24 protein-coding genes and 2 pseudogenes are annotated in these 19,973 nt (G+C 61.7%); 15 read left to right on the top strand and 11 right to left on the bottom strand.

The features are described from left to right. The 5 genes and pseudogenes from PJE01S_RS23165 to PJE01S_RS23145 form a co-directional block, all read left to right on the top strand. Nucleotides 1-725, top strand: a pseudogene (locus PJE01S_RS23165) (helix-turn-helix domain-containing protein); the annotation flags it as partial. Nucleotides 726-771: 46 nt separating this feature from the next. Next, on the top strand, nucleotides 772-1,464 hold the full coding sequence (locus PJE01S_RS23160; RefSeq protein ID WP_068836081.1) for a Vgb family protein: 693 nt from the start codon (nucleotides 772-774) through the stop codon (nucleotides 1,462-1,464). Between the two features lie 121 nt (nucleotides 1,465-1,585). Next, the gene (locus PJE01S_RS23155; protein ID WP_068836080.1) at nucleotides 1,586-2,365 is read left to right on the top strand and encodes a DUF899 domain-containing protein; all 780 of its coding nucleotides are present in this window, start codon (nucleotides 1,586-1,588) and stop codon (nucleotides 2,363-2,365) included. Nucleotides 2,366-2,380: 15 nt separating this feature from the next. Continuing rightward, nucleotides 2,381-2,968, top strand: a complete 588-nt coding sequence (locus PJE01S_RS23150; RefSeq protein WP_068836079.1) for a hypothetical protein — start codon at nucleotides 2,381-2,383, stop codon at nucleotides 2,966-2,968. Nucleotides 2,969-3,472: 504 nt separating this feature from the next. Next, nucleotides 3,473-4,489, top strand: a complete 1,017-nt coding sequence (locus PJE01S_RS23145; RefSeq protein WP_068836078.1) for a ribonuclease Z — start codon at nucleotides 3,473-3,475, stop codon at nucleotides 4,487-4,489. Between the two features lie 120 nt (nucleotides 4,490-4,609). Here the strand turns inward: PJE01S_RS23145 and PJE01S_RS23140 are convergent, their stop codons facing one another. After that, on the bottom strand, nucleotides 4,610-5,125 hold the full coding sequence (locus tag PJE01S_RS23140; RefSeq protein WP_068836077.1) for an ureidoglycolate lyase: 516 nt from the start codon (nucleotides 5,123-5,125) through the stop codon (nucleotides 4,610-4,612). A gap of 280 nt (nucleotides 5,126-5,405) precedes the next feature. Beyond that, on the bottom strand, nucleotides 5,406-7,001 hold the full coding sequence (gene norR / locus PJE01S_RS23135; RefSeq protein WP_068836076.1) for a nitric oxide reductase transcriptional regulator NorR: 1,596 nt from the start codon (nucleotides 6,999-7,001) through the stop codon (nucleotides 5,406-5,408). A gap of 158 nt (nucleotides 7,002-7,159) precedes the next feature. Between norR and hmpA the strand changes: the two genes are divergently transcribed. From hmpA to PJE01S_RS23125, 3 genes are all read left to right on the top strand, one after another. Beyond that, a complete protein-coding gene (gene hmpA, locus PJE01S_RS23130; RefSeq protein WP_068836075.1) occupies nucleotides 7,160-8,338 on the top strand; it encodes an NO-inducible flavohemoprotein in 1,179 nt (392 codons plus the stop codon). Between the two features lie 152 nt (nucleotides 8,339-8,490). Next, nucleotides 8,491-8,616 (top strand): hypothetical protein, encoded by a 126-nt coding sequence (locus tag PJE01S_RS26230; protein WP_281178642.1) that lies wholly within the window; start codon nucleotides 8,491-8,493, stop codon nucleotides 8,614-8,616. A gap of 514 nt (nucleotides 8,617-9,130) precedes the next feature. Continuing rightward, nucleotides 9,131-9,712 (top strand): BPSL1445 family SYLF domain-containing lipoprotein, encoded by a 582-nt coding sequence (locus PJE01S_RS23125; protein ID WP_068836074.1) that lies wholly within the window; start codon nucleotides 9,131-9,133, stop codon nucleotides 9,710-9,712. A gap of 174 nt (nucleotides 9,713-9,886) precedes the next feature. On the opposite strand, the pseudogene PJE01S_RS24865 reads toward PJE01S_RS23125, so the two are convergent. The 4 genes and pseudogenes from PJE01S_RS24865 to PJE01S_RS23115 all read right to left on the bottom strand — a co-directional run. Continuing rightward, nucleotides 9,887-10,093, bottom strand: a pseudogene (locus tag PJE01S_RS24865) (integrase core domain-containing protein); the annotation flags it as partial. A gap of 133 nt (nucleotides 10,094-10,226) precedes the next feature. After that, nucleotides 10,227-10,691, bottom strand: a complete 465-nt coding sequence (locus PJE01S_RS23120) for a ferritin-like domain-containing protein (RefSeq protein WP_068836073.1) — start codon at nucleotides 10,689-10,691, stop codon at nucleotides 10,227-10,229. A 510-nt stretch (nucleotides 10,692-11,201) separates the two neighbouring features. Further along, nucleotides 11,202-11,348 (bottom strand): hypothetical protein, encoded by a 147-nt coding sequence (locus PJE01S_RS25805; protein WP_218017557.1) that lies wholly within the window; start codon nucleotides 11,346-11,348, stop codon nucleotides 11,202-11,204. Between the two features lie 23 nt (nucleotides 11,349-11,371). Then, the gene (locus PJE01S_RS23115) at nucleotides 11,372-12,265 is read right to left on the bottom strand and encodes a LysR family transcriptional regulator (protein WP_068836082.1); all 894 of its coding nucleotides are present in this window, start codon (nucleotides 12,263-12,265) and stop codon (nucleotides 11,372-11,374) included. A 72-nt stretch (nucleotides 12,266-12,337) separates the two neighbouring features. On the opposite strand from PJE01S_RS23115, the gene PJE01S_RS23110 reads away from it, so the two are divergent. Genes PJE01S_RS23110 through PJE01S_RS23100 form a run of 3 tightly spaced genes read left to right on the top strand, consistent with a single transcriptional unit; the run spans nucleotide 12,338 to nucleotide 13,784 of the window. Next, on the top strand, nucleotides 12,338-12,829 hold the full coding sequence (locus tag PJE01S_RS23110; protein WP_157090456.1) for a potassium channel family protein: 492 nt from the start codon (nucleotides 12,338-12,340) through the stop codon (nucleotides 12,827-12,829). After that, complete coding sequence (locus PJE01S_RS23105; RefSeq protein WP_068836071.1) at nucleotides 12,826-13,572, top strand: COG4280 domain-containing protein; 747 nt, start codon at nucleotides 12,826-12,828, stop codon at nucleotides 13,570-13,572. Before PJE01S_RS23110 ends, PJE01S_RS23105 begins: the two co-directional genes overlap by 4 nt. Then, nucleotides 13,569-13,784: a hypothetical protein gene (locus PJE01S_RS23100; protein WP_068836070.1), complete on the top strand. Its 216-nt coding sequence runs from the start codon at nucleotides 13,569-13,571 to the stop codon at nucleotides 13,782-13,784. The genes PJE01S_RS23105 and PJE01S_RS23100 overlap by 4 nt, the downstream gene beginning before the upstream one ends. 337 nt (nucleotides 13,785-14,121) lie before the next feature. On the opposite strand, the gene PJE01S_RS25430 is transcribed toward PJE01S_RS23100, so the two are convergent. Continuing rightward, nucleotides 14,122-14,283 (bottom strand): hypothetical protein, encoded by a 162-nt coding sequence (locus tag PJE01S_RS25430; RefSeq protein WP_157090455.1) that lies wholly within the window; start codon nucleotides 14,281-14,283, stop codon nucleotides 14,122-14,124. 11 nt (nucleotides 14,284-14,294) lie between these two features. Further along, nucleotides 14,295-15,161, bottom strand: coding sequence for a sugar phosphate isomerase/epimerase family protein (locus tag PJE01S_RS23095; protein ID WP_068836069.1), 867 nt, complete (start codon nucleotides 15,159-15,161; stop codon nucleotides 14,295-14,297). Nucleotides 15,162-15,256: 95 nt separating this feature from the next. Between PJE01S_RS23095 and PJE01S_RS23090 the strand changes: the two genes are divergently transcribed. Then, nucleotides 15,257-15,574 carry a tyrosine-type recombinase/integrase gene (locus PJE01S_RS23090; RefSeq protein ID WP_068836068.1) on the top strand — a complete coding sequence of 106 codons (318 nt, stop codon included), beginning with the start codon at nucleotides 15,257-15,259 and terminating at the stop codon, nucleotides 15,572-15,574. Between the two features lies 1 nt (nucleotide 15,575). On the opposite strand, the gene PJE01S_RS26355 is transcribed toward PJE01S_RS23090, so the two are convergent. Further along, nucleotides 15,576-16,019 carry a sigma factor-like helix-turn-helix DNA-binding protein gene (locus tag PJE01S_RS26355; RefSeq protein ID WP_068836067.1) on the bottom strand — a complete coding sequence of 148 codons (444 nt, stop codon included), beginning with the start codon at nucleotides 16,017-16,019 and terminating at the stop codon, nucleotides 15,576-15,578. Between the two features lie 44 nt (nucleotides 16,020-16,063). Beyond that, nucleotides 16,064-16,387 (bottom strand): hypothetical protein, encoded by a 324-nt coding sequence (locus tag PJE01S_RS25425; protein ID WP_157090453.1) that lies wholly within the window; start codon nucleotides 16,385-16,387, stop codon nucleotides 16,064-16,066. A 618-nt stretch (nucleotides 16,388-17,005) separates the two neighbouring features. On the opposite strand from PJE01S_RS25425, the gene PJE01S_RS25420 reads away from it, so the two are divergent. Both PJE01S_RS25420 and PJE01S_RS23075 read left to right on the top strand, forming a co-directional pair. Further along, nucleotides 17,006-17,167 carry a hypothetical protein gene (locus PJE01S_RS25420; RefSeq protein ID WP_157090452.1) on the top strand — a complete coding sequence of 54 codons (162 nt, stop codon included), beginning with the start codon at nucleotides 17,006-17,008 and terminating at the stop codon, nucleotides 17,165-17,167. A 283-nt stretch (nucleotides 17,168-17,450) separates the two neighbouring features. Continuing rightward, entirely contained in the window at nucleotides 17,451-17,759 is a 309-nt protein-coding gene (locus PJE01S_RS23075; protein ID WP_157090451.1) for a hypothetical protein, read from the top strand. 1,138 nt (nucleotides 17,760-18,897) lie between these two features. Here the strand turns inward: PJE01S_RS23075 and PJE01S_RS23060 are convergent. Continuing rightward, entirely contained in the window at nucleotides 18,898-19,080 is a 183-nt protein-coding gene (locus tag PJE01S_RS23060; RefSeq protein ID WP_068836062.1) for a hypothetical protein, read from the bottom strand. Nucleotides 19,081-19,320: 240 nt separating this feature from the next. Between PJE01S_RS23060 and PJE01S_RS23055 the strand changes: the two genes are divergently transcribed. Continuing rightward, nucleotides 19,321-19,656, top strand: coding sequence for a hypothetical protein (locus PJE01S_RS23055; protein ID WP_068836061.1), 336 nt, complete (start codon nucleotides 19,321-19,323; stop codon nucleotides 19,654-19,656). Nucleotides 19,657-19,973: the final 317 nt, after the last annotated feature.

Here is a 19,973-nt window from a genome sequence, read left to right as displayed (position 1 = left end):
CGGATGGCGCTCGCACGTGCGCACGCTGCGGCCGATCGCGCGCAGGTACCGGCGCTCCTGGCCGAGGTGGCGGAGGCGCGGGCCGCACTCGATCGCCCCGCCGCCCGGCGCTTGCCGCCGATGGCGAGCAGGCGCTGCGCCTCGACGAGGTTTCAGCGCTCCTGGCCTCGGACGCGCTGGTGATCGATGCCTGCCGCCGCGGGCTTGGCGCCGGCGCTGCGTGGCGGCCGCTGGCGCGCCGGCCAGTGCTGTTCGCATTGGCCCGTGCGCTCGCCGAGGCATGGCCTGGCGCTGCCGATCGGGAGGCCTTGATCGCGTGCGTGTTCCGCACCCGGCGTCCCGACGAGACGCATCGGGCGCGCCTCAGGGTCGAGATCGGCCGTCTGCGCGCCCTCGTCAAAACGCTGGCGACCATCGAGGCGACCGAGCGGGGCTTCATCCTCAAGCCGATCGGCGAGCGCGACGTCGCCGTGCTGGCGCCGCCCATCGACGGCGACCAGGCATCGCTGGTGGCGCTGCTCTCCGACGGCGCGGCCTGGTCGACCTCCGCCCTGGCGCTGGCCCTGGGGGCGAGCCAGCGCACCGTCCAGCGGGCGCTCGCCGAACTCGAGGTCGACGGGCGGGTGCGCTCCATCGGGCGGGCGCGGGCGCAGCGCTGGCTGGCGCCACCGCTGGCGGGATTCACGACGATCTTGTTACTCCCCGCTGCGCTGCCGATTGGATAGAGTTGTCTCCAAGGCGCCGATTCACGGTGCGCAACAAGGAGCAGCGATGACCAGCAAGACAATCAAGGAAAGACCCGGGGCCAAGGCGCGCCCCGCCGAGATCGTGCGCGAGTACGGCCCCTTCCCCGGCGTCAATGACATTGCCGGCGTCACCCACGACGGCCAGCGCGTCTGGGCCGCCACCGGGGCCAGGCTGGTCGCCTTCGACCCCGCAAGCGGCGAGCCCACGCGCACGCTGGACTGCGCCTGCGACGCCGGCACTGCCTTCGACGGCACCTACCTCTACCAGATCGCCGAGGCACGCATCGACAAGATCGATCCCGCCACCGGCGACGTGGTGGCGTCGATCCCGGCGCCCGGCAGCGGAAGCGACTCGGGCCTGACCTGGGCGGAGGGCAGCCTGTGGGTGGGCCAGTACCGCGATCGCAAGATCCACCAGGTCGACCCGAAGACAGGTGCCATCCAGCGCACGATTGAATCCAACCGCTTCGTCACCGGCGTGACCTGGGTGGACGGCGAGCTGTGGCACGGCACCTGGGAGGGCGACGAAAGCGAGATCCGCCGTATCGACCCCAAGAGCGGCGCCGTGATCGAGCGGCTGGAGATGCCGCACGGCGTCGGCGTCAGCGGCATGGAGTCTGACGGCGCGGACCTTTTTTATTGCGGCGGCGGAAAGAGCGGAAAAGTCCGCGCCGTGCGGCGTCCGAAAGCCGCATCGAACTCAGCGCGCAAGGCGTAGACACCTTCCCGCTGACAACCCACTTCGGTCAACCAACCGAAGACGAGCGCACCCGCTGCCAGCACGGGTCGGGCAGCGCATTGACTAAACGCAAACGGCTCATCGAGCCAAGGAGCACACCATGAGCACATCAACTGCCGAAATGAACACCGTGAACCATCCCGTCGTGTCTGGGGAGCGATGGCTGGCCGAGCGCAAGACGCTGCTGGCGCAAGAGAAGGAACTGACGCGCCTGCGCGACCAGATCGCCAGCGAACGCCGCGCCCTGCCCTGGGTTCGCATCGAGAAAAACTACGTCTTCGATGCGCCCGAAGGCAAACGCGCGCTCGCCGACCTCTTCGAAGGACGGCGCCAGCTGCTGGTGCAGCACTTCATGTTCGGCCCCGGGTGGGAGCAGGGTTGCCCGAGTTGCTCCTTCATGGCCGACCACACCGACGGCATGAAGATTCACCTTGAACACCGCGACGTCACATTTGTGGCCATCTCACGCGCCACGCTGCCCGAGATCGAGCGCTTCCGCCAGCGCATGGGATGGCAGTTCAAGTGGGTTTCCTCGAATGGCAGCGACTTCAACCACGACTTCGGCGTCAGCTTCACGCCGGAAGAGATGGCCAGCGGCGAAGTCCCCTACAACTACGTAAAGCAGCCCTTCCCGAGCGAGGAGGCACCTGGCGTGAGCGTGTTCTACAAGGACGACACGGGCCAGGTCTTCCACACCTACTCGACCTACGGGCGCGGTGTGGAGGTGATGATGGGCACGTACAACATGCTCGATCTCACCCCCAAGGGCCGCGACGAGCACGACGGGTTCTACAAGATGGACTGGGTGCGCCACCACGACCGCTACGAGCCGGCGCCTGCGGCCGGTTCGTGCTGCCACACGGCTGCCCAGGCGGCCTGAGCCGGAGCACTCGGCGTGGCAAGCCTCTGGCCCTGGCTGGCGGTCGCAGGGGTAGGCGCCCTTCATGGGCTGAACCCTGCCACCGGCTGGATGCTGGCCGCTGCCTGGGGCGTGCGTTCGCGCGACCGGGCGCAGGCACTGCGGGCCCTGGTGCCGATCGCGGCCGGGCACGCCGCATCGGTGGTGCTGGTGGCCGGCGCGGTGGTATTCGGCCTGGCTATGGATCGCGTCGTGCTGCAAGTCCTGACGGGCGGCCTGCTTGCCGCCTTCGCAGTGGTTCACCTGTCGGGCCGCACACCCGAGGTGGCGCGCGCGCCGGCAGGGCACGCCGGGCTGGCGCTCTGGTCCTTCATGATGTCCACCGCGCACGGTGCCGGCTTGATGCTGGTGCCGGCGCTGATCCCGCTTTGCATGGGAGACGCGCCGGCCCGCGAGATCACCGCATCCGGCTCGCTGACGCTGGCGCTCGCGGCCGTGGGCGTTCACACAGCGGCGATGCTTGCCGTCACCGGCGTGATTGCCTCCGGGGTTTGCCGCGGCTTCGACGCCGGCGCCCGCTTGCTTCAAAGCCTCAGGCGGAAGCCGCCTCCAGCACCGCGCTGAAGGTGATGCCTGGCCGCGCACTGTCTTGGCGAGGCGCGCCGAAAGCAGACACTGGCGACAGTCTGCAATTGGCCTATTCTGTTGAAAAACTCTTCAACGGTGAATTTTGGAGAAATTCAGGGGTCCCCAAACCATTACCCGCCTGGCGATCGTCGCTCCTGGGCCGTTCCAGCTTCGGTGTTTCAGGGGTTGGGTCGCCACCTCGACAAGGTGCTTGCCTTCCTCGACAAGCACATGAACAAATGCGCGCTACCTGCCGGCGCTGCAACTGCTCGACTATCTTGCTGTGCAGTTCAGTGCCGACTTTGGCGATGATGAAACGCTCACGGAAGTCGCCGCCCAGCTGGACCGAAAGGGCATCCGCCTGCAACGGCCATAGGAAAAATGCCCAAATACCCTGCCAAGGCGCATAGAGGTTGCGCGGATGTCGCCGCCGATACCCGCCTGGAGCGACAATCATGGAACGCCGATGCCACACGGCCGCGAACCGCACGTTGAACTTCCATGCCTTCCCTGTTCGAACCCCGCCTTGTCAACGACCCATTCGGCGACCCGGCTCTGTATGTCGAGTTCCGTGACGAACGGCGCTCGCTGTTGTTCGATCTCGGCGACCTCTCCGTGCTGCCGCCGCGCCAGCTGTTGCGGCTGTCGCATGTGTTTGTCACCCACGCGCACATGGACCACTTTTCGGGCTTTGATCACCTGCTGCGCGTCGTACTGGGCCGCAAGGCGAGCCTTGTGCTGTTTGGCGGGCCCGACTTCGTGGCGCAGGTCGAACACAAGCTGCGGGCCTACACCTGGAACGTCGTGCACCGCTACGAGGTTGAGCTGGTGATCGATGTCTGCGAAATCGGGCTGGACCGGCGGGGGCGGTGGTCCCGCTTTTCGAGTCGGACCGGGTTTGCGCGCGACGCTGGCGCCTGCTTCGAACTGCCGGACGACGTGCTGCACGAGGAAGCGACCTTTCGTGTTCGCGGCCGCTTCGTCGATCACGGTATCCCCTGCCTGGCGTATGTGATCGAGGAGAAAGCCCAGGTCAGGGTGGCAACGGATCGCCTGGCGGCGCTCGGCGTGACGACGGGACCATGGTTGCGCGAACTCAAGCATGCGGTGCTGACGGGCGCACCGGGCGACACGCCGATTCAGGTGCAGTGGCGTGATCGACAAGGCGAGCACGCCATGGAGCGCCAGATCGCCGAGCTGCGCCACTTGATACTCGATGTCGTTGCGGGCCGACGCATTGGCTATGTCACTGACCTCCGATACACCGACGCCAACATCGAGACGCTCACGCACCTGCTTGCAGATGTGGACCTGCTCTTCATCGAAAGCGTGTTCCTGGAGGAGGACCAGGCGCATGCGGCACGCAAGAATCACCTGACGGCCCGCCAGGCCGGCGACATCGCGCGCCGTGTCGGCGCCAGGGCCATCGTGCCATTTCACTACTCGCCACGCTACGCAAGGCGCTCGGCTGAACTGATCGCCGAAGCGTGGGCGGCCTGGTCGGGTTCGTCGGTATGACCTCGAGCCAGTCCTGAGTGGACGAGGCATTGGCCGCGTTGGGCTTGTGCGACGGCTTGTACCTCTGATCGCGCGTGCCACGCGTTCCCCAGGGGAACCCTTGGTGCGCTGGTGTTCCGCTCATGCTTCGATCCACAGCTCCAAGTCATCCAGCGCGAATTCCTCGCAATTGGGAAGCTTCGCCGGCCCGCCCCGGTCGATCACGAGAAAATCGCAGACCGAGTGCAGGGGCAGCACCGGGTGATGCCATGTCCCGCGTGCGAAATTGACGCCTTGGCCAGGCGACGCCCGAAAGCAGTGGATGTGCTGTGCGCCCAGCGGCGTGTCGGCCGCGGCCACGACCACCAGATAGGGGTGGTTTCCCATCGGAATGAACGCCTGGCTGCCGATCGGGTGGCGCTCGAGCAGCTGCAGACGCAGGGGCAAGTTGCATGGCTGCGCGCGGAAAATGCTGATGACCGGATGGCCATGCTCGGCAGCCACGTCCACCGTGGCCAGATCGTGATACCGCGTCGCGCCGCCCTGGTTGACCGTGAACTGCTCGGCCGAATCGCTGGCCTCAATCACATCGCCGTAGCGGCGAAACGCTCCCGCGCTGAGGGGTTCGATGCGCATGACATGGCGACGGGTTGACATGGTGGCGACCTTCAGAGGTGGTGGCGTGGAATTTGTCGATTCCTCTTCCCGACACGTATCGCCAACCCGAGAGGCTTGCATGCGAGTAAGTCCATGGGCCCACAGTGGCGTTCGGCACCGGTAGGAAGCAGGAGTGTACGCCTGGCCGCAGGGCCGGTGACTCCATGGTCCAGGCAATCCAATTGCATGAGTTGGGTTACCCGTCAGCCGTCTCTCGTGGCGGCCAGCTTCGTGCCCAAAGGGGACTTCAATCGGTAGTTGGCAAACTGCCGTAAAGAAGTCATCTGTCACCCTGTGCTGTATCCGCCAAGTTGAGTCGCCGCGCAAGGCGCACCAGATTGGCCCTGTCCATCTGCAACTCTCTCGCCGCTGCCGCCCAGTTGTGTTGGTGGCGCTCCAGGCACTGCTGGATCAATCGGCGTTCAAAGGCCTCTACCGCGGGGCGTAAACCTGCGGTGGTCAGCGCGGCATCGTCAGCAGGCTGCACTGGCGGGGTAGATGCATTTTTGTCTGTGGAAGAAGGCGGCTGTGCCGATGACGGCAGGCTCAGATCTGCAGCGGTCAGCGTCACAATGCGCGGTCGCGGGCATTGCCGGCCCAGCGCCTTGAGCACACTGCGGCTAATCAGGTGTTCTAGCTCACGCACATTCCCGGGCCAGTCGTAGGCCAGCAAAGCGGCTTGGGCATCGTGGTCCAGCCGCAGGCTGCCTAGTCCCAAACGCGACCGATTTTCTTCCAGAAAAAATCCACTGAGCAAGAGTGCATCGCGTCCACGTTCCCGCAGGGGCGGCACCCGCAAGGGGTAGACGCTGAGCCGGTGGTAGATGTCGGCCCGCAAGCGGCCTGCGCGCACTTCTGCAGCCAGGTCGCGGTTGGTGGCGACAATCAAGCGAACATCGGCATGGTGCTCCCGGTCCGAGCCCAGGCGTTGCAATTGCCCGCTTTGCAGCACGCGCAGCAGCTTGGCCTGTACGGACAGTGGCAGCTCCCCCACCTCGTCCAGAAACAGCGTTCCGCCATCGGCCAGTTCAAACTTGCCTTGGCGCTCGGACACCGCACCAGTGAATGCACCTCGCACATGACCAAACAGCTCGCTTTCCACCAGCGTGTCTGGCAGGGCGGCGCAGTTCAGACTGACCAAAGGCCGGTCCGATCGGCTTGAGCTGGCATGCAGGGCTTGCGCCACCAGCTCCTTGCCCACGCCGGTTTCTCCGGTGATGAGCACGGTCAGGTCGCTGGAAGCCACCAAGTCCACATCCTTGAGCAGCTGTTTGAAGGCCGCACTGTGCCCCAGCAGCTGGCGACCGGGCTGACCGGCAGCACGACGGTAGCGTTCGGCCTGGAGGCGTTCGTCTTCGACGCGAAGTGACAAGCGGTTGATGCGCGTAGTCGCCGCCACGGTGGCAGCAGCGAGTTTGCCAAAGGCTTGCAGAGCCGCCAGATGTTCGTCGGTGAAGCTGCCGGATGCGAGCGAGTCCAGCGTCAGCAAGCCCCAAGGCTGCCCCTCCACATGCAGCGCGCAGCCCATGCAGTCATGCACCGGAAGGTGGCCTTGCACGCCGTCCACCAGGCCATCGTACGGGTCAGGCAGCGTGCTGTCGGGAGGGAAGCGCAGGGGTTCGGGGGCATTCAGCAGGGTGGCAAAGCGGGGGTGTTCGGTAACGCGAAAGCGCCGGCCCAGCGTGTCGCGGCTCAGGCCGTCAATGGCCAGGGGCACCAGGCAGTCATCCTGCAGACGCAGCAAGGCGGTTGCGTCGCAAGGAAAGAGGGCGCGCGAAGCCTCCAGCAGGCGGCGATAGCGCTCGGGTTCTGGTAATTCCAGTGACAGGTCGGCGACCAGAGGAACCAGGGCATGAAGCCATTTGGATGAAGTCATATTGACATTATCGTAGTCAATATGACATCTATTTTTAGAGAGTCAAAAATACACTTTTATTGCAAGTGCTTGATTTATAAGAACATATTTGTTGGCGTAGTTATTGCGAAGAACAGAGGGCAATCTTATTTGTTAAATCCATTCATCGAAGGAAAACTGTGCTGAACGACTCCCAACGCACCATTGTGAAATCGACCGTGCCCTTGCTCGAAAGCGGCGGCGAGGCGCTGACCACCCATTTCTACCGCATCATGCTGGCCGAATACCCTGAAGTGCGTCCCCTGTTCAACCAGGCGCACCAGGCCAGTGGCGAGCAGCCGCGCGCGCTTGCCAATGGCGTGCTGATGTACGCGCGTCACATTGACAAGCTCGAAGGCATGGGCAACTTGCCTGCACAAATTATCGCCAAGCACGTCTCCTTGCAGATCCAGCCTGAGCACTACCCCATCGTCGGCACCTGCCTGCTGCGCGCCATCCGCGAAGTGTTAGGCGCTGACATTGCCACGGACGAAGTCATCGCTGCCTGGGGCGTGGCCTACCAGCAGCTGGCCGACATTCTGATCGCCGCCGAGGAGCAGGTCTATGCCGCCAACGCTGCCGCCTCCGGTGGCTGGCGCGGTGCGCGTGAATTTCGCGTCGCACGTAAAGTGGTTGAGAGCAGTGAAATCACATCCTTCTACCTCACCCCCGTGGACGGTGGGGCCGTCATGGCCCATCAGCCGGGCCAGTACATCGGCCTGCATTTGAACATCAACGGTGAGGAAGTGCGCCGCAACTACTCGCTGTCTGCAGCTCCCAGTGGCTGTGATCTGCGCATCTCCGTCAAGCGTGAGTCGGGTGGCGTGGTGTCCAACCATTTGCATGACAACGTCAGCGAGAACGACGTGCTGGGCGTGTTCCCGCCTTCCGGCGCCTTCACGCTGCAAGAGAGTGACAAGCCACTGGTGCTTATCAGCGGCGGTGTGGGCATCACCCCCACGCTGGCCATGTTGAGCGAGGCACTCAAGACCCAACGCCCCATTCACTTCATCCACTGCGCGCGCAACAAGACGGTGCATGCCTTTCGTGACAGCGTAGATGCGCTGGCCGCACATCATCCGCAACTCAAGCGGTTTTACTGCTACGACCAAGGCAGCAGCAGTGACGGGGCAGATGCCACTGGCTTCCTGAACCAGGAGCGTCTGGCGCAATGGCTGCCGCAAACGCGTGATGTGGATGCGTATTTTCTCGGTCCCAAGCCCTTCATGGCGTTGATCAAGCGCAGCCTGCATGCGCTGGGTGTGCCGGAGGCACAGACGCGCTACGAATTCTTCGGTCCGGCTTCAACTCTGAACTGAACCCAACCACTCACTGCCGCATAAGTTTTTACACGAACCCGGCTTATAGGCGGTGAGTCTTGAAGTACCGGTTTGGTTCATTTGGAGTTGCGTAACTGAGGTGTCGAAAAACATGTTTTCCATGTGCGTAACCATCAGTTGTGCCGAGGAGGTTGCGCCAACCAACGGGACTTTATCCCGTTGAGCGCCGAGCGGGCGCGCCGCTGGAAGCCCTGCGCAGCATCAATGCCATTACCCACTTCACGGTACACATGCGCACCTGGGGCTGGCTGCGCTGAAGCGGGTGGCCTTCGGCCAGCCTTGACCAGCCACCCGCCACCGCGTGCCTCATGCCCACTGCGTGCGCTTATCAAGGGACCGTGAAGTCACACCGATCGCGATGCCGTCTTCAAAAACGGCTTGACAAAAGAGTCCTTATAGAAGCGGTCATTCGAAGGTAATAATCAATTTATCCGCTTGGTCGGCAGCAGTGCAGCGTGAGCCGGCGTTCAGGTTATATGAGTGACTGGCAGCACTCGGCCAATACCTCTCCGGATAGCTTGTGAAATCCATCGTGATGCAAGAGGGATTGCAACACGGCTCGGATGAGTTGCGATGCGCCGTCATGCGCATCGCACGCCAATTCAGTTCTTGACAAGTCCTGATTAAATCTCACAATAAATCATGTTCTTGTCAGGCTTGCAAACAGGATGAGAAATCCTGTTTTGCCGCAGCCGCCCACGCTTCGAAGTCAAGCAAGCGTCCGCCGGGCTTCGTGGCCGGTCTTGATGTTCAATCGCGAAGGAGACCGCAATGCAGAAAAGAAAATTTTTGGTTAAATCGGCGGCATTGTTATGCGCCACCGCACTGGCGCTCTCTGGCTGTACCACCACCCCTATGTCCGGTGCGAATACGACCGCCAAGAGACAAGAAATCGATGCCAGCGTGAATTCCACACTGAGCAGGCTTTCCAGCACGATGCCGGGTTCGCGTGAACTGGTTAACAACGCGCGCGGCGTGCTGGTCTTTCCATCCGTGCTGGCGGCCGGTTTCGTGGTCGGTGGCGAATACGGCGAAGGCGCATTGCGCATAGGTGGCCAGACCGTCGACTACTACAGTACTGCGACTGCTTCGTTCGGGCTGCAAATTGGCGCGCAATCCAAGGCCATCATCTTCCTGTTCATGACGCAGGAAGCACTGGACAAATTCCGCAGCAGCCAGGGGTGGACGGCCGGCGTCGATGCGTCGGTGGCTGTCATTAAGGCTGGCGCCAACGGCGACGTGGACCTGAACACTGCCACGCAAGCGGTGAACGTCTTCGTCATGACCAACCAGGGATTGATGGCCAACCTCACCGTGGAAGGCACCAAAATCACTAAACTGAAGACTCAATAACGATGATGACGGCGGTGCGCAGTACGCCCCATACGTCATGGAATGCTGGACCAAGCTTTGGAGTGCCACCCTGCCGTTCCATCGAGGATGAAAGATACGGTGGAACGATGCACATAACTGACCTGCCCCCTGTAGTCCTACCAATTGAAAGTAGAGAAGTCCAAGGTTGCAAGGTTAATTGATTTCGATAGTGATTGATGAGGATTGAGCAGTATCGCCAACGCGCTGGCGATACTGCTCAGCGAACTGTGCCGGCGGGATACGTCCCAGACTGCTGTGGGGCCTGACTTCGTTGTAATCCTGCCGCCAGACCGTGATGGCTGAGCGTGCCTGGTGCAGCGTCTCAAACCAATGCTCATTGAGGCACTCGTCCCTGAATCCGGATGAACCGGCCTGGCTGGCGGCCAGATCCCAAGGCGTTCAGGGTTCCGGTATCACCGGCTCTGCCGGCGGGCTGGGAAGCAGTGAGGCTGTCGGTCCCGGGTCAGGCCTTCTACCCCGCAACCCGCCCCCATCAACCTTGGGACTGGACGAACGCCGCGGCATGTCCCGGCTTGCGCAGCATCTTGTCCACGTCCCCGGCATGCAGTTCTTCCAGTTGGATCATCTGGCGAGCGTATTCTTCCAGCGCGACGGAGCGATGCTCCACCAGTGTCAATAGCTCGCGGTACAGCTTCAAGGCACCCGTCTCGGCTTCCAGTGACTCGCGCAGGATCGCGGCGATATCAAAGGTGTGGCTGTCCAGCAGTTTGCCGATCGCAAGCGACGGATAGGCGCCGAGCGTGGTGATCCATTCCCCGGCCTGCTGGGCATGCAACAGCGATTCAGTGGCCTGTTCGCGCAACCAGGCGACAATCGGAATACGGCCGAACCCGAATACCAGCAATGAGTAGTGGGTGTAGCGGACGACGCCGGCGAGCTCGGCCTCAAGTATCCGGTTCAGCACGCCAACGACTTGGTCTTTTTCAATCTCCGACATGACTCGTCCTTCCTAAAGCTCTTTCAATACGTCTTTCAATACGAGTAGGAAATTCAACCATCTCAGGCGAAGTATCTTCCTGTGGGCTGGTTTGGCAAGCACCTTTTTACATATTCTGGAGCCGAGTTTGGCAAGTCCACGCTTGGAATGCGCCACCCCGGCAGCGGGATTGAGGTGTCGTACCAGCCACAGGCGCAGGCCCATCCCCATGCGCGTTCTGAGCCATTCGTCACCAGGTCACCAGTTGACGCGCTGATATTCCGGATAAATAGAGTCGTAAACACAGACCCCGCATCCATGCGGCTTCGCGGCCCGTCGAATTTCCGACGTGCGGCAGCAAAGTCGTAAACGTCCAGGAGGTTCACCCCGAGCCCTGCTCTTGCGACTCCGGGGATCTCAGCTGTCGGCCAACTCCGGTCACCCGAACGCGTGCATTGGTAAAGGGCAGGTCAAGACTGTCAGGAGCCATTCAATAGTTGAAACTGCTTGCCCGATACCCGACATTGAAAATTACAGCTTGTTGGTCGGCAATGCGGCGATGATTTCAAAGAACGCAGCACCCGCCAACAAAAGCTGACGCTCACCGACCGTTACATCCACCGTATAAGCCGAGAGGGTCGATGTCTTGGTCCGGAAGCAGGGCAAACGTGGAGCCACTGAGCGTTCAGATCAGAGCTCGGCTACCCCGTCTTGGCGTGTTCCTCGCGCGCATGCGCAAGCCACGCACGCGCGGCGTGGGAGAGATATCCGCCGCGCCGCCAGGCGAGCGCGATGCGCCATTTGCATTTCGGCTCATCGAGCAGCACGCGCTGGACTATACGATGAGGTCGCTGTTCGGCAAGCACGCGCGGCAGGAAGGCGATCCCCACTCCGGCGGCCACCAGTTCGAAGATGAAATCGACCTGACTGCTGCGAGCCGCAATCTTCGGTGTGATACCTTTGTCCCTGCAGGCGCCGAGGATCACCTCATTGAGTGCGAAGCCCTCCTCGAACAGGATGAACGGGAACTCTGCAAGTCTTGAAAGTCTGATCGTCTCCTGACCAGCGAGCGCGTGATCGCGTGGCAGGAGCACCACCAGCGGCTCGGTGCGCACGTCCTGCCAATCGAAATCCTGCGCTATCGGGTGCACCAGCGCGGCGAGGTCGAGCTCGCCGGCAAGCAGGCTCTCCTCCAGGCGTTTGCAGTCATGCACGACCAGCTCGACATCGACACCCGGATAACGGCGCCGGAACGAGGCGAACATCGGAGCGAACAGAGCGCTGCTGCCGACTCGAGGGAACCCGAGGTGTAGCGTACCGCGCTTCAAGCCCCGCAATTCGTCGAGTTCTGCAATCAGGTCCTCGCCTTCGGTAAGCAGGCTGACGGCGCGGCGGTAAACGATCTTGCCTGCGGCCGTGAGCTCGCTGCGATGACCAACGCGATTGAGTAGCGGTACGCCGAGTTCGTCCTCCAGCTGCTTCACCGCCTTGCTGACCGTCGGCTGCGTCGCGAAGACGACTTTGGCAGCCTGGGAGAACCCGCCCTGCCTCACCACTTCGACGAAAAGTCGAAGTCTGCGCAAATCAACATCCATTCTCATATGGAATTGATTGTATGCCTTTAATTCACTTTCCTTATACATTGGCACGGTGCAGAATCTGATGCATTGACGCTCGCCATGCTTTTCATTCCAGCCATAACCATCACCCTGATCTCTCTGTGCGCCTGCATCCATTACGAAGCGCTTCAACGCTGCAATGCGATGCTGCCGCAGCTGAGGCTCCACAACAAGCGGGCCAAAGTATTGGCGGCAGTCGGGGCGGCGATGGTGAGCCACTTCCTGCAGATTGGCCTTTTCGCCGCGGCACTCTACTTCCTGCAGCACTACGCCGACCTCGGCTACATCGGCGGGAATTTCAAAAACACTGCCTTCAGTTTTCTGTACTTTTCGACAGAGACCTACACCTCGCTGGGATTCGGAGATGTCTTCCCGCTGGGCCACATTCGCATGGTCGCCGGCATGGAGGCTCTGACCGGGTTGGTCATGATCAGCTGGACGGCCTCTTTCACGTACCTGGAAATGAGCCGTTACTGGCGGCCCGATTCCAGGAAAACAGCGCGCTCGCTTCTCATTCGCAAAAAGGCAATGACTCCATGACATGGGCATCCGTAGCACCCGCCGTTTCGGCGGCGTTTCTGAGTTCGCTGGTAGAAGCTGTGGAGGCGCTGACAATAGTGCTTTCGGTCGCCACCGTGCGCGGCTGGCGGCCGGCAGGCCTTGGCGCTCTCGCCGGGCTGGTCTCGCTTGCGTTCATCGTTCTCGCGCTCGGCCCGCTTCTCGATCGCGTCCCACTGCACGCACTCCAGCTCGTCATCGGCGTTCTGTTGTTGCTGTTCGGCATGCGGTGGCTGCGAAAAGCAATCCTGCGCGCCGCGGGAATCATTGCGCTGCGCGATGAAGCCTTGGCGTTCGCGACTGAAACGGCAGCGCTTCGCGAGCAGGCACGCCAGCACAACAAACGGCTTGACTGGTTTGCCGGCCTCGCCAGCTACAAGGCGATGGTTCTCGAGGGACTCGAGGTGGTGTTCGTGGTCATCGCCGTCGGAGCCGGCCGCGGCCTTATTGTCCCCGCGAGTGTCGGCGCGCTGGCGGCCTGTGCGCTGGTCGCCGCGGTCGGTTTCGCCGTGCATCGCCCGCTTTCGCGCGTGCCCGAGAACACACTCAAGTTCACGGTCGGCGTCATGCTGTCCGCATTCGGCCTGTTTTGGACCGGAGAGGGTCTGGGCGTGCCCTGGCCCGGTGCGGACTTTTCGATACTCGGATTTGCGGCGTTGTTCTTCATCGTAGCGGTCGCCGCAGTCCGGCTGGTGCGGTTTCCAGTGAAGCAGGCTATTTCATGAAAAAGCTCATCAATATTTTCAATGCGTTAGCGGGTCTGTTCGTCGACGACGGCTTGTTTGCGCTGGCCATCAGCGGCATCGTTGCATTGGCGGCGATCATTGCCGCGATCGCGCCAGCCGTGCCGATTGCCGCCGGCCTTGTGCTACTGGCCGGGTGCCTGGGGGTGCTATTCAGCAATGTAATGAGAGCGGGGAACCGAGCGCAATCTTGATTGACCGCGACGAAGCTTATGTCGACGCTTCGGGGGCTCAGAAGCAAGCGGCTAGCTGCGTCCCGAGGATTACAGAAAAGTGATCTGGGCCTCATGCGCCGGTCAGCCCGGCTTTCTATGGTGGAGAAAACCAAGAGAACCGTGCGCATGATTGTCAGACCTCAGCGGCCGCGCCGCATGCTACCGCTTCTGTTCGCATTGGCGAACTATTGCGTGATGCAGGGCGCTTGGGCTGCGCAAAAAACGGACTTGTGCGCGGCATGCCTCGCTGCGTGGTCATATGACGCGACTTTCTTGCGGCCAAGGCAGCTGATCTCGCAGCACAGGAGAAGAAGGCTCAAGGCGACGCTTTGCTGTCACCACAGGTGTGGCTACGCGCTGCCGCTGCCATCTGCTGGGCGCTGGCAACCGTGTCTGAAACCGGCTTTTCGACCAGCACAGGGATGTTGCGCCCAATGACCCCGGCACCGACAACGGCGATGCGTAATTCCTCAGTCATGCCAACTCCCCTTACACGGCTTCGACGGCGTTCTTGAGATAGGCCACGCTCCGGATCAAGGCGAGTTCTTCGTCCTGCTGGCCTTCGCGGTACAAAGGATGCAGGTAATCGATTTCCACCGCAAGCAAACCCGTGTAGTCCGCTTCACGAAGCACGCCAAGAATCTCCGGGATCTCCACCAGGCCCTGCCCCAAGGGCACGCTGGGCCATGTATTGGAGAGCTTGGGGTCGCCGCGCTGAGGAAGCACATCCTTGATATGCGTGGCCTTGATGTAGGGAGCCAGTTTTTGAGCCACGGCAACGGGATGCTCGAACATGCGAAGGTTGTTGGCTGTATCAAAGCAGACCCCCAGCCAGGGTGAATCCAGTGTGGTCATCAAGTCAAGCATTTCATCCGCCAGCAGGTCGATGTGATTTTCGATCGCCATCACGACGCCATATTGCTCGGCCGATTCGAGCAGGGGCTTGAGCAAGTGAAGCAGCCCGCGCTTGTGCTCGGCCCACGTAGCGGGCCGGGTGCGGCGCCCGCCGGCGCAGATGCGCATCACTGAACTCCCAAGCTGATGGGCGATCGCCAGATTCCTCTTCAAATCCAGCGCTGCATCCGCATTGGTGCCGGAACCCAGCCCACTCGGGTGACCCCAGGCCCAGACCCGCTCGAGCTTGCGTGCATCCAACTCCTCGCGAAGGCGCGCTACCAGGCCTGGCTCTTCAAAGGGAATGAAGCAGGATTCGAGCGACACCCCGTCCACACCCATGTTTTGGGCCTTGTCCAGAAAGTCCCAGACGGTGATCTTGCGTCCCGGGTCTTCCTCCAGGCCCGGATAGCATTCGCCAAAGAAACGGTGGTAGCAGTAAGAGTCGATGGCGATTTTCATGGTGAGTGAATGTCCTGTTGTTTCTGTTATTTTTTCGCAGGTGTTTTGGCCGCCACGCTGGCGGCGGTACCCGCTCCCGGTCCACATCGAGCAGCATGCGCTTCGTTTCGGCCGCAGGACGTTCCTCGGCCGCCGTGGCCGCCACGCGCTGCTGTTCCAGTTCATGGGTGAGGCGCTGCTGGCGCCAAGGCGCCGAGTTCGAGGCTGCGGCGGCCCACCTCGAACAGGCGTCCACCCATTGGATGCGCCGCACCGCCGGCAGCCACCTGAGCGAGAAGGCAGACCTGAAAGTGGTCCGCGACAACCTCGGCCACGCCAACATCAGCACCACCAGCATCTACCTTCATTCGGAGGACGATGCCCGACATGACGCGACTGCGGCCGTACACCGGGTTGGCTGGCGGACGCCCTAGCTCAGCTGGTTCGGGTTAGCGCTTCAAAAATAGTAACCGGCTTGCTGCCCATGGTTCGCAGGGCCGCCGCTCCTTGCAGGGTCAGACAAAGGTGACTAGCTACCGGCTTGCTGCCCACGGTTCGCAGGGCCGCCGCTCTTTGCAGGGTCAGACAAAGGTGACTAGCTACCGGCTTGCTGCCCACGGTTCGCAAGGCCGTCGCTCTGTCGGGGTTGCCTTCCACCAGGTCACGCAGGCGGGCACGCGCCCGTGACAGGCGCAACATCACTGTGCCTACCGGAACGCCTGTGATCCTGGCCACCTCTTCATACGACATGTCTTCCAGGCTGACCAGCAGCAGCACGGCGCGCTGGTCTTGCGGCAGCCGCATCAGGCAGCGGTGCAAATCCAGGGCCATGTCCAGGCCCGTGGCGGTGGCAACGAGTTCGTCAGTTACGTTTTTCATATCAACCCTCATTCCCGTGTTGGACTGCCAGACCGCGCGCCAGACTATCGACGCGTTATGTCATCCGCGCCGCGCACATGGCCGGCAGGATCATCGGCGCCACGACCGCGACCACGGTCACGACCCTCTGCTGCGTCATCCGCGCCACGCACATGGCCGGCAGGACCGTCGGCACCACGACCGCGGCCATGACCTGCTGCGTCATCGGCACCCTGGCCGCCCCGGCCCGACCCGTTGTTGCCGCCGCCGGAGCCGCCACCGCCACCGCCACCGCCGTCGCCACCACCACGCGCCATGACAGGCGTTACGACCAAACCGACAGCGACTACCGTGGCCACAGCCATTGCAATTTTGCTGAGGTTGAACATGGCAGATTTTCCTTAACAAACTTGAAAACACACCTGGAACATAGAGAAATCAATTCTTGCGGACTTGGGTCAATCCCGTATGGGAAACCTGATCCGCACTTGCCGTCTTCTCGCTTGCTCCTCCTGTGCGTGTGATTATTTCCCACGCACGCTCTCACGGTAGGCGCGAGAAAACTTCGCGTCAAGCGGCCTCCCTTAACGTAGGGCGCCTCCCTCCCCAAGTTGGGGGCTGACATGTTCTGTCTACTGCTCGATCCTTTTCCAGCGCAGCCGCGGGGGACGCGATAGGTGACGATGACGGCGCGGTGGGCTTCGACCTTGCTGTTGTAGCAACCAGTGTCTGTGCAGATGTCTGCACCGTCCACGTCAGCGAACAGGTCGGGGCTGGCGCCGGTGCGCTTGGGGCAATCCTTGCAGCTGCCGGCGGCTTCGACCAGGCGGGCGTCGGTGATCTTGAAGGGTGCGCGCTCCAGGTGCAGCATGACGTCTTGCTGCAGCCAGGTTTGCAGGTCGCGCACGCTGGGCTGCACCTGGGTGTACTGGTGCACCTCAGACGCATAGGCCAGCGCCTTGAGCTGCAGCTTGCCATCAGGGATGCGGGCAATCAGCAGGTCACGGTTGGCGTCGATGGTGGGCGTGTCGCGCCAGTATTTTTACGCCTTGCTCGCGGCCTTCAGGGTGCGGCCGGCCAACGCCGCCGATGCCATCCAGGCCGACAACCAGACCGCTCACCAGGCCATGCTGGCGCGGCGGGCAGAACGTGTGGCAATGGGAGAGTGAAGCAAAGTGCGCATGCTGGCAGTCATTGAGCACCATTCCGGTAGAAGCTGACCACTTATTGGCGGCAGGCCGTGGACCGGCCTCAGGCGCCGCAAGTGCGGGAGGCTCATCGGGACCGGGCCGTCGCGACGCCTTGACCTCGTCGAGAACCAACGGCCTTTCCATCAGGGGGGATGTCCTATGAGGAATGTCGGGGCCCTACGCCTATGCACAGCCGAAGAAAACGGGGAAAACGTTGATTACTCCAAGTCTCAGAAATTCTTCTCGAAATGGAGGAGACTTTATGAACCCAATCGCTAGCTTTAAAGTCAATGGAAGGGATGTTAATTTGTTCGGATGCCGCTACAGCGTGGGGCCTGCCCGCAAATTTGTGCTGGCAACCGACGAAGGCGAGCCCTTCGGAACCGTCACCGTCAATGTACCGGGGTACCCCCTGGCCGACGATGAGGTGCTGGTCAAAACCTGGGAAGAAAACGCACCAGCACGACAGCCTCTGCTCAACAGCGGCATATTCAGTGACACGGGAAAACGAGTTCTCTGCGGTTATGCAGAAGTCGAGGTCTGGAAACTTTTGCCGAGCAAGTTGATGTAGTCTCTTGGCAAATCGGTGCCGTAAATCCACGTCTCTTCAGGACGTGGATTTAGGCAAGGGGGTAACTCAAGGTGGGGAAAGATGGACCCGCGGAGTGCAGATGCTGTCGTTCCCCAAGGACGCATCAAGAGCCGCTAACGAAACCCAGCACAGCGGTCCTGGCCAGGCGCGCCGCCGCAGACAGTGCTGTAGCACGGCAAAGCAGGTCCGATTGTCATATTTATCAGTGAAATGCAGAAAGCAGGTTCAACGATGAGACTTGTAACCGGAATTATCGTCTTGGCTGCCGCACTGGGGGCCGTGGCACTGTGGACGTCCGGCGCGATGAGCAATTGGTTTTTGACCGGGGTCATGGTGGGCGCAGGACTTGGCGTTATTGTATTCGCTTGGATCGTTGGGATAAGGTTGCGCAATCGTCAGCACAGGCGGTTGATGGATATGCGGGGCTCGGCGCTCTGGTGAGACGGGCTCAAAATCAATGGCTTAAAGTTGCCACTCGGCGACGATGTGAGTGGCCGCCCCGCCCGTGACGCCCCGCGTGTCGATTGCTGCCGTCAACCGACTGAAGCTCACGCCCCGCTTGACTGCGGACGGCAACTGGGACGATTTGTCGTAAGCGGCCCTGGAACGCCTTTGGCGCAACGTGATCGCCGAGATATGCCTTGGCGCCATCATCCTCGCTAACGTGGGCGGTCTCGGCACCGCGCCTCCGTCCTTTCATAAGCACGGTCCCGTCCAGCATCACGTGCACCCCGGGGGCGGCGAACCAAACAAGCTCGCCAGGTGTCGGAGTTGCCAATGCATCAGACCCGTGCCCCACCGTCGTCAGAAGCGGCGGTTGAGTACTTATGTTCGCGCCCAGCTGACGTTCTCGCGCGTGCCGAAGGATACGTCCGCAGAGCGCCGCCTCAGGTGAAGACCGCGTTTCGCAGCGCCTTCGAGCGGAAACTTGGGTGGACACCTTGGCCAAGTGATGCAGCTCCAAACCCGCCCGAACGCAGTCCCGCCAACGGCTGAGCCATGGCCGGCGCCTCACGACCAACTCCGGTCGTCCGAGCGTGTCCATCAAGGGGCAGGTCAAGACTGTTTACGCCAAACTTGAATGCCCGGGCTTGACGACGCGGGAGGGCTCTGCGGGCTAATCTTCCCAAATGCGCTGGTCGCCACGGGCTTCGGCCAGGCTGCATGACCAGCCATCCAGGCCGGCTTTTACGCGTGCCGCCAGGTTGCGGGCGGTGCCTGCGAAGAGGGCCAGCGCCGACTCAACACGCGTGACGCCAGGGTGTTTTTTGGAATAGTTGAGGTGGACGAAATTGGTCATGACGGACTCCCGTTGTTAGCAATGCCCGCTGCACAATTTGCGGCAGGTGGGAGGATATTAGGGTTTTCCCTGATGCTATTCAACTTTATCTTTATGATGTTAGTCATTCACAAAGGTGATAACTTGGCGGGCCACGGATTCAACTACGCCAACGACGAATAGGGCGTTGCCCGCCCCCTGAAGGGGCGCCCACCCCATACCGGTTTATCAGATGAACGAACTAGCATCACGCATCACGCCATGGGCACAGTCTTCAAAGTGCCGGACACCCTGACCGACAAGTACCACGGCACAGGCTATGCCCTGGCCGCGACGTTCAACGGCCCCCTGGTGGACCTGGTCTACCTCGATGACATACTGTCCGATTTTGGCGGCGAGCGCGACAACGCCAAAGCAGCACTCACAGACCCACGCCTATGGCCAACCGTGGGCCCTTTCGTACTTCTCCGAAGCCGACATTCGGGCAAGCCGCTTGCAGGCTGGAGCCAGGAGCTGGCGCTCTTCTCTCCGGCATTCACCGCGGAAGAAGCTGCCCTTCTTGAAGGCAAGGGCTTTGCCTGTAAAGACCGGATTTAAGCCAACAGCGTCGGCCCCAAAACGCGAAGCCTCCTGGACGGCAATTTAGGTCCGAATCATTGGGCAGCGTGCCGCTATGCCTGTGGCCCGGAATGAGCTCGCCAATCCAGCCGCTGGGCGTGCGGCCGTTACAGTTTAGTTACAAAGATTGGGCGAAATTCGAGGGGGGTCGTCCAATCAATCCGCCGAAGTAGTTGAACGGGTGAATTCAACTGATTTCAGAGGACAGCTGCCCCGCTCCATTCAACAAAGACGGGTGGCAGCTTTCAACTTCTGTTTCTGGACCGCAAACTCCTATTCTGAGCAATTAAAGTCGT

The organism is Polaromonas jejuensis NBRC 106434, from assembly GCF_001598235.1.
Lineage (GTDB): Bacteria > Pseudomonadota > Gammaproteobacteria > Burkholderiales > Burkholderiaceae_C > Polaromonas > Polaromonas jejuensis.
Note: the sequence above shows the minus strand (reverse complement) of the source record. Positions and strands in the feature narration are given on the sequence as shown.

Bases quoted from the DNA above. Each gene is read 5' to 3' on its own strand.
- PJE01S_RS25430 (WP_157090455.1), bottom strand. From the start codon at position 14,283: ATGACTGAGGAATTACGCATCGCCGTTGTCGGTGCCGGGGTCATTGGG.
- PJE01S_RS25425 (WP_157090453.1), bottom strand. From the start codon at position 16,387: ATGTTCAACCTCAGCAAAATTGCAATGGCTGTGGCCACGGTAGTCGCT.
- PJE01S_RS23055 (WP_068836061.1), top strand. From the start codon at position 19,321: ATGGGCACAGTCTTCAAAGTGCCGGACACCCTGACCGACAAGTACCAC.
- PJE01S_RS23125 (WP_068836074.1), top strand. From the start codon at position 9,131: ATGCAGAAAAGAAAATTTTTGGTTAAATCGGCGGCATTGTTATGCGCC.
- PJE01S_RS23160 (WP_068836081.1), top strand. From the start codon at position 772: ATGACCAGCAAGACAATCAAGGAAAGACCCGGGGCCAAGGCGCGCCCC.
- PJE01S_RS23075 (WP_157090451.1), top strand. From the start codon at position 17,451: ATGAACCCAATCGCTAGCTTTAAAGTCAATGGAAGGGATGTTAATTTG.
- PJE01S_RS23140 (WP_068836077.1), bottom strand. From the start codon at position 5,125: ATGTCAACCCGTCGCCATGTCATGCGCATCGAACCCCTCAGCGCGGGA.
- norR (WP_068836076.1), bottom strand. From the start codon at position 7,001: ATGACTTCATCCAAATGGCTTCATGCCCTGGTTCCTCTGGTCGCCGAC.
- PJE01S_RS23095 (WP_068836069.1), bottom strand. From the start codon at position 15,161: ATGAAAATCGCCATCGACTCTTACTGCTACCACCGTTTCTTTGGCGAA.
- PJE01S_RS23090 (WP_068836068.1), top strand. From the start codon at position 15,257: ATGCGCTTCGTTTCGGCCGCAGGACGTTCCTCGGCCGCCGTGGCCGCC.
- PJE01S_RS23145 (WP_068836078.1), top strand. From the start codon at position 3,473: ATGCCTTCCCTGTTCGAACCCCGCCTTGTCAACGACCCATTCGGCGAC.
- PJE01S_RS26355 (WP_068836067.1), bottom strand. From the start codon at position 16,019: ATGAAAAACGTAACTGACGAACTCGTTGCCACCGCCACGGGCCTGGAC.
- PJE01S_RS23105 (WP_068836071.1), top strand. From the start codon at position 12,826: ATGACATGGGCATCCGTAGCACCCGCCGTTTCGGCGGCGTTTCTGAGT.
- PJE01S_RS23060 (WP_068836062.1), bottom strand. From the start codon at position 19,080: ATGACCAATTTCGTCCACCTCAACTATTCCAAAAAACACCCTGGCGTC.
- PJE01S_RS23155 (WP_068836080.1), top strand. From the start codon at position 1,586: ATGAGCACATCAACTGCCGAAATGAACACCGTGAACCATCCCGTCGTG.
- PJE01S_RS23115 (WP_068836082.1), bottom strand. From the start codon at position 12,265: ATGGATGTTGATTTGCGCAGACTTCGACTTTTCGTCGAAGTGGTGAGG.
- PJE01S_RS23120 (WP_068836073.1), bottom strand. From the start codon at position 10,691: ATGTCGGAGATTGAAAAAGACCAAGTCGTTGGCGTGCTGAACCGGATA.
- PJE01S_RS23100 (WP_068836070.1), top strand. From the start codon at position 13,569: ATGAAAAAGCTCATCAATATTTTCAATGCGTTAGCGGGTCTGTTCGTC.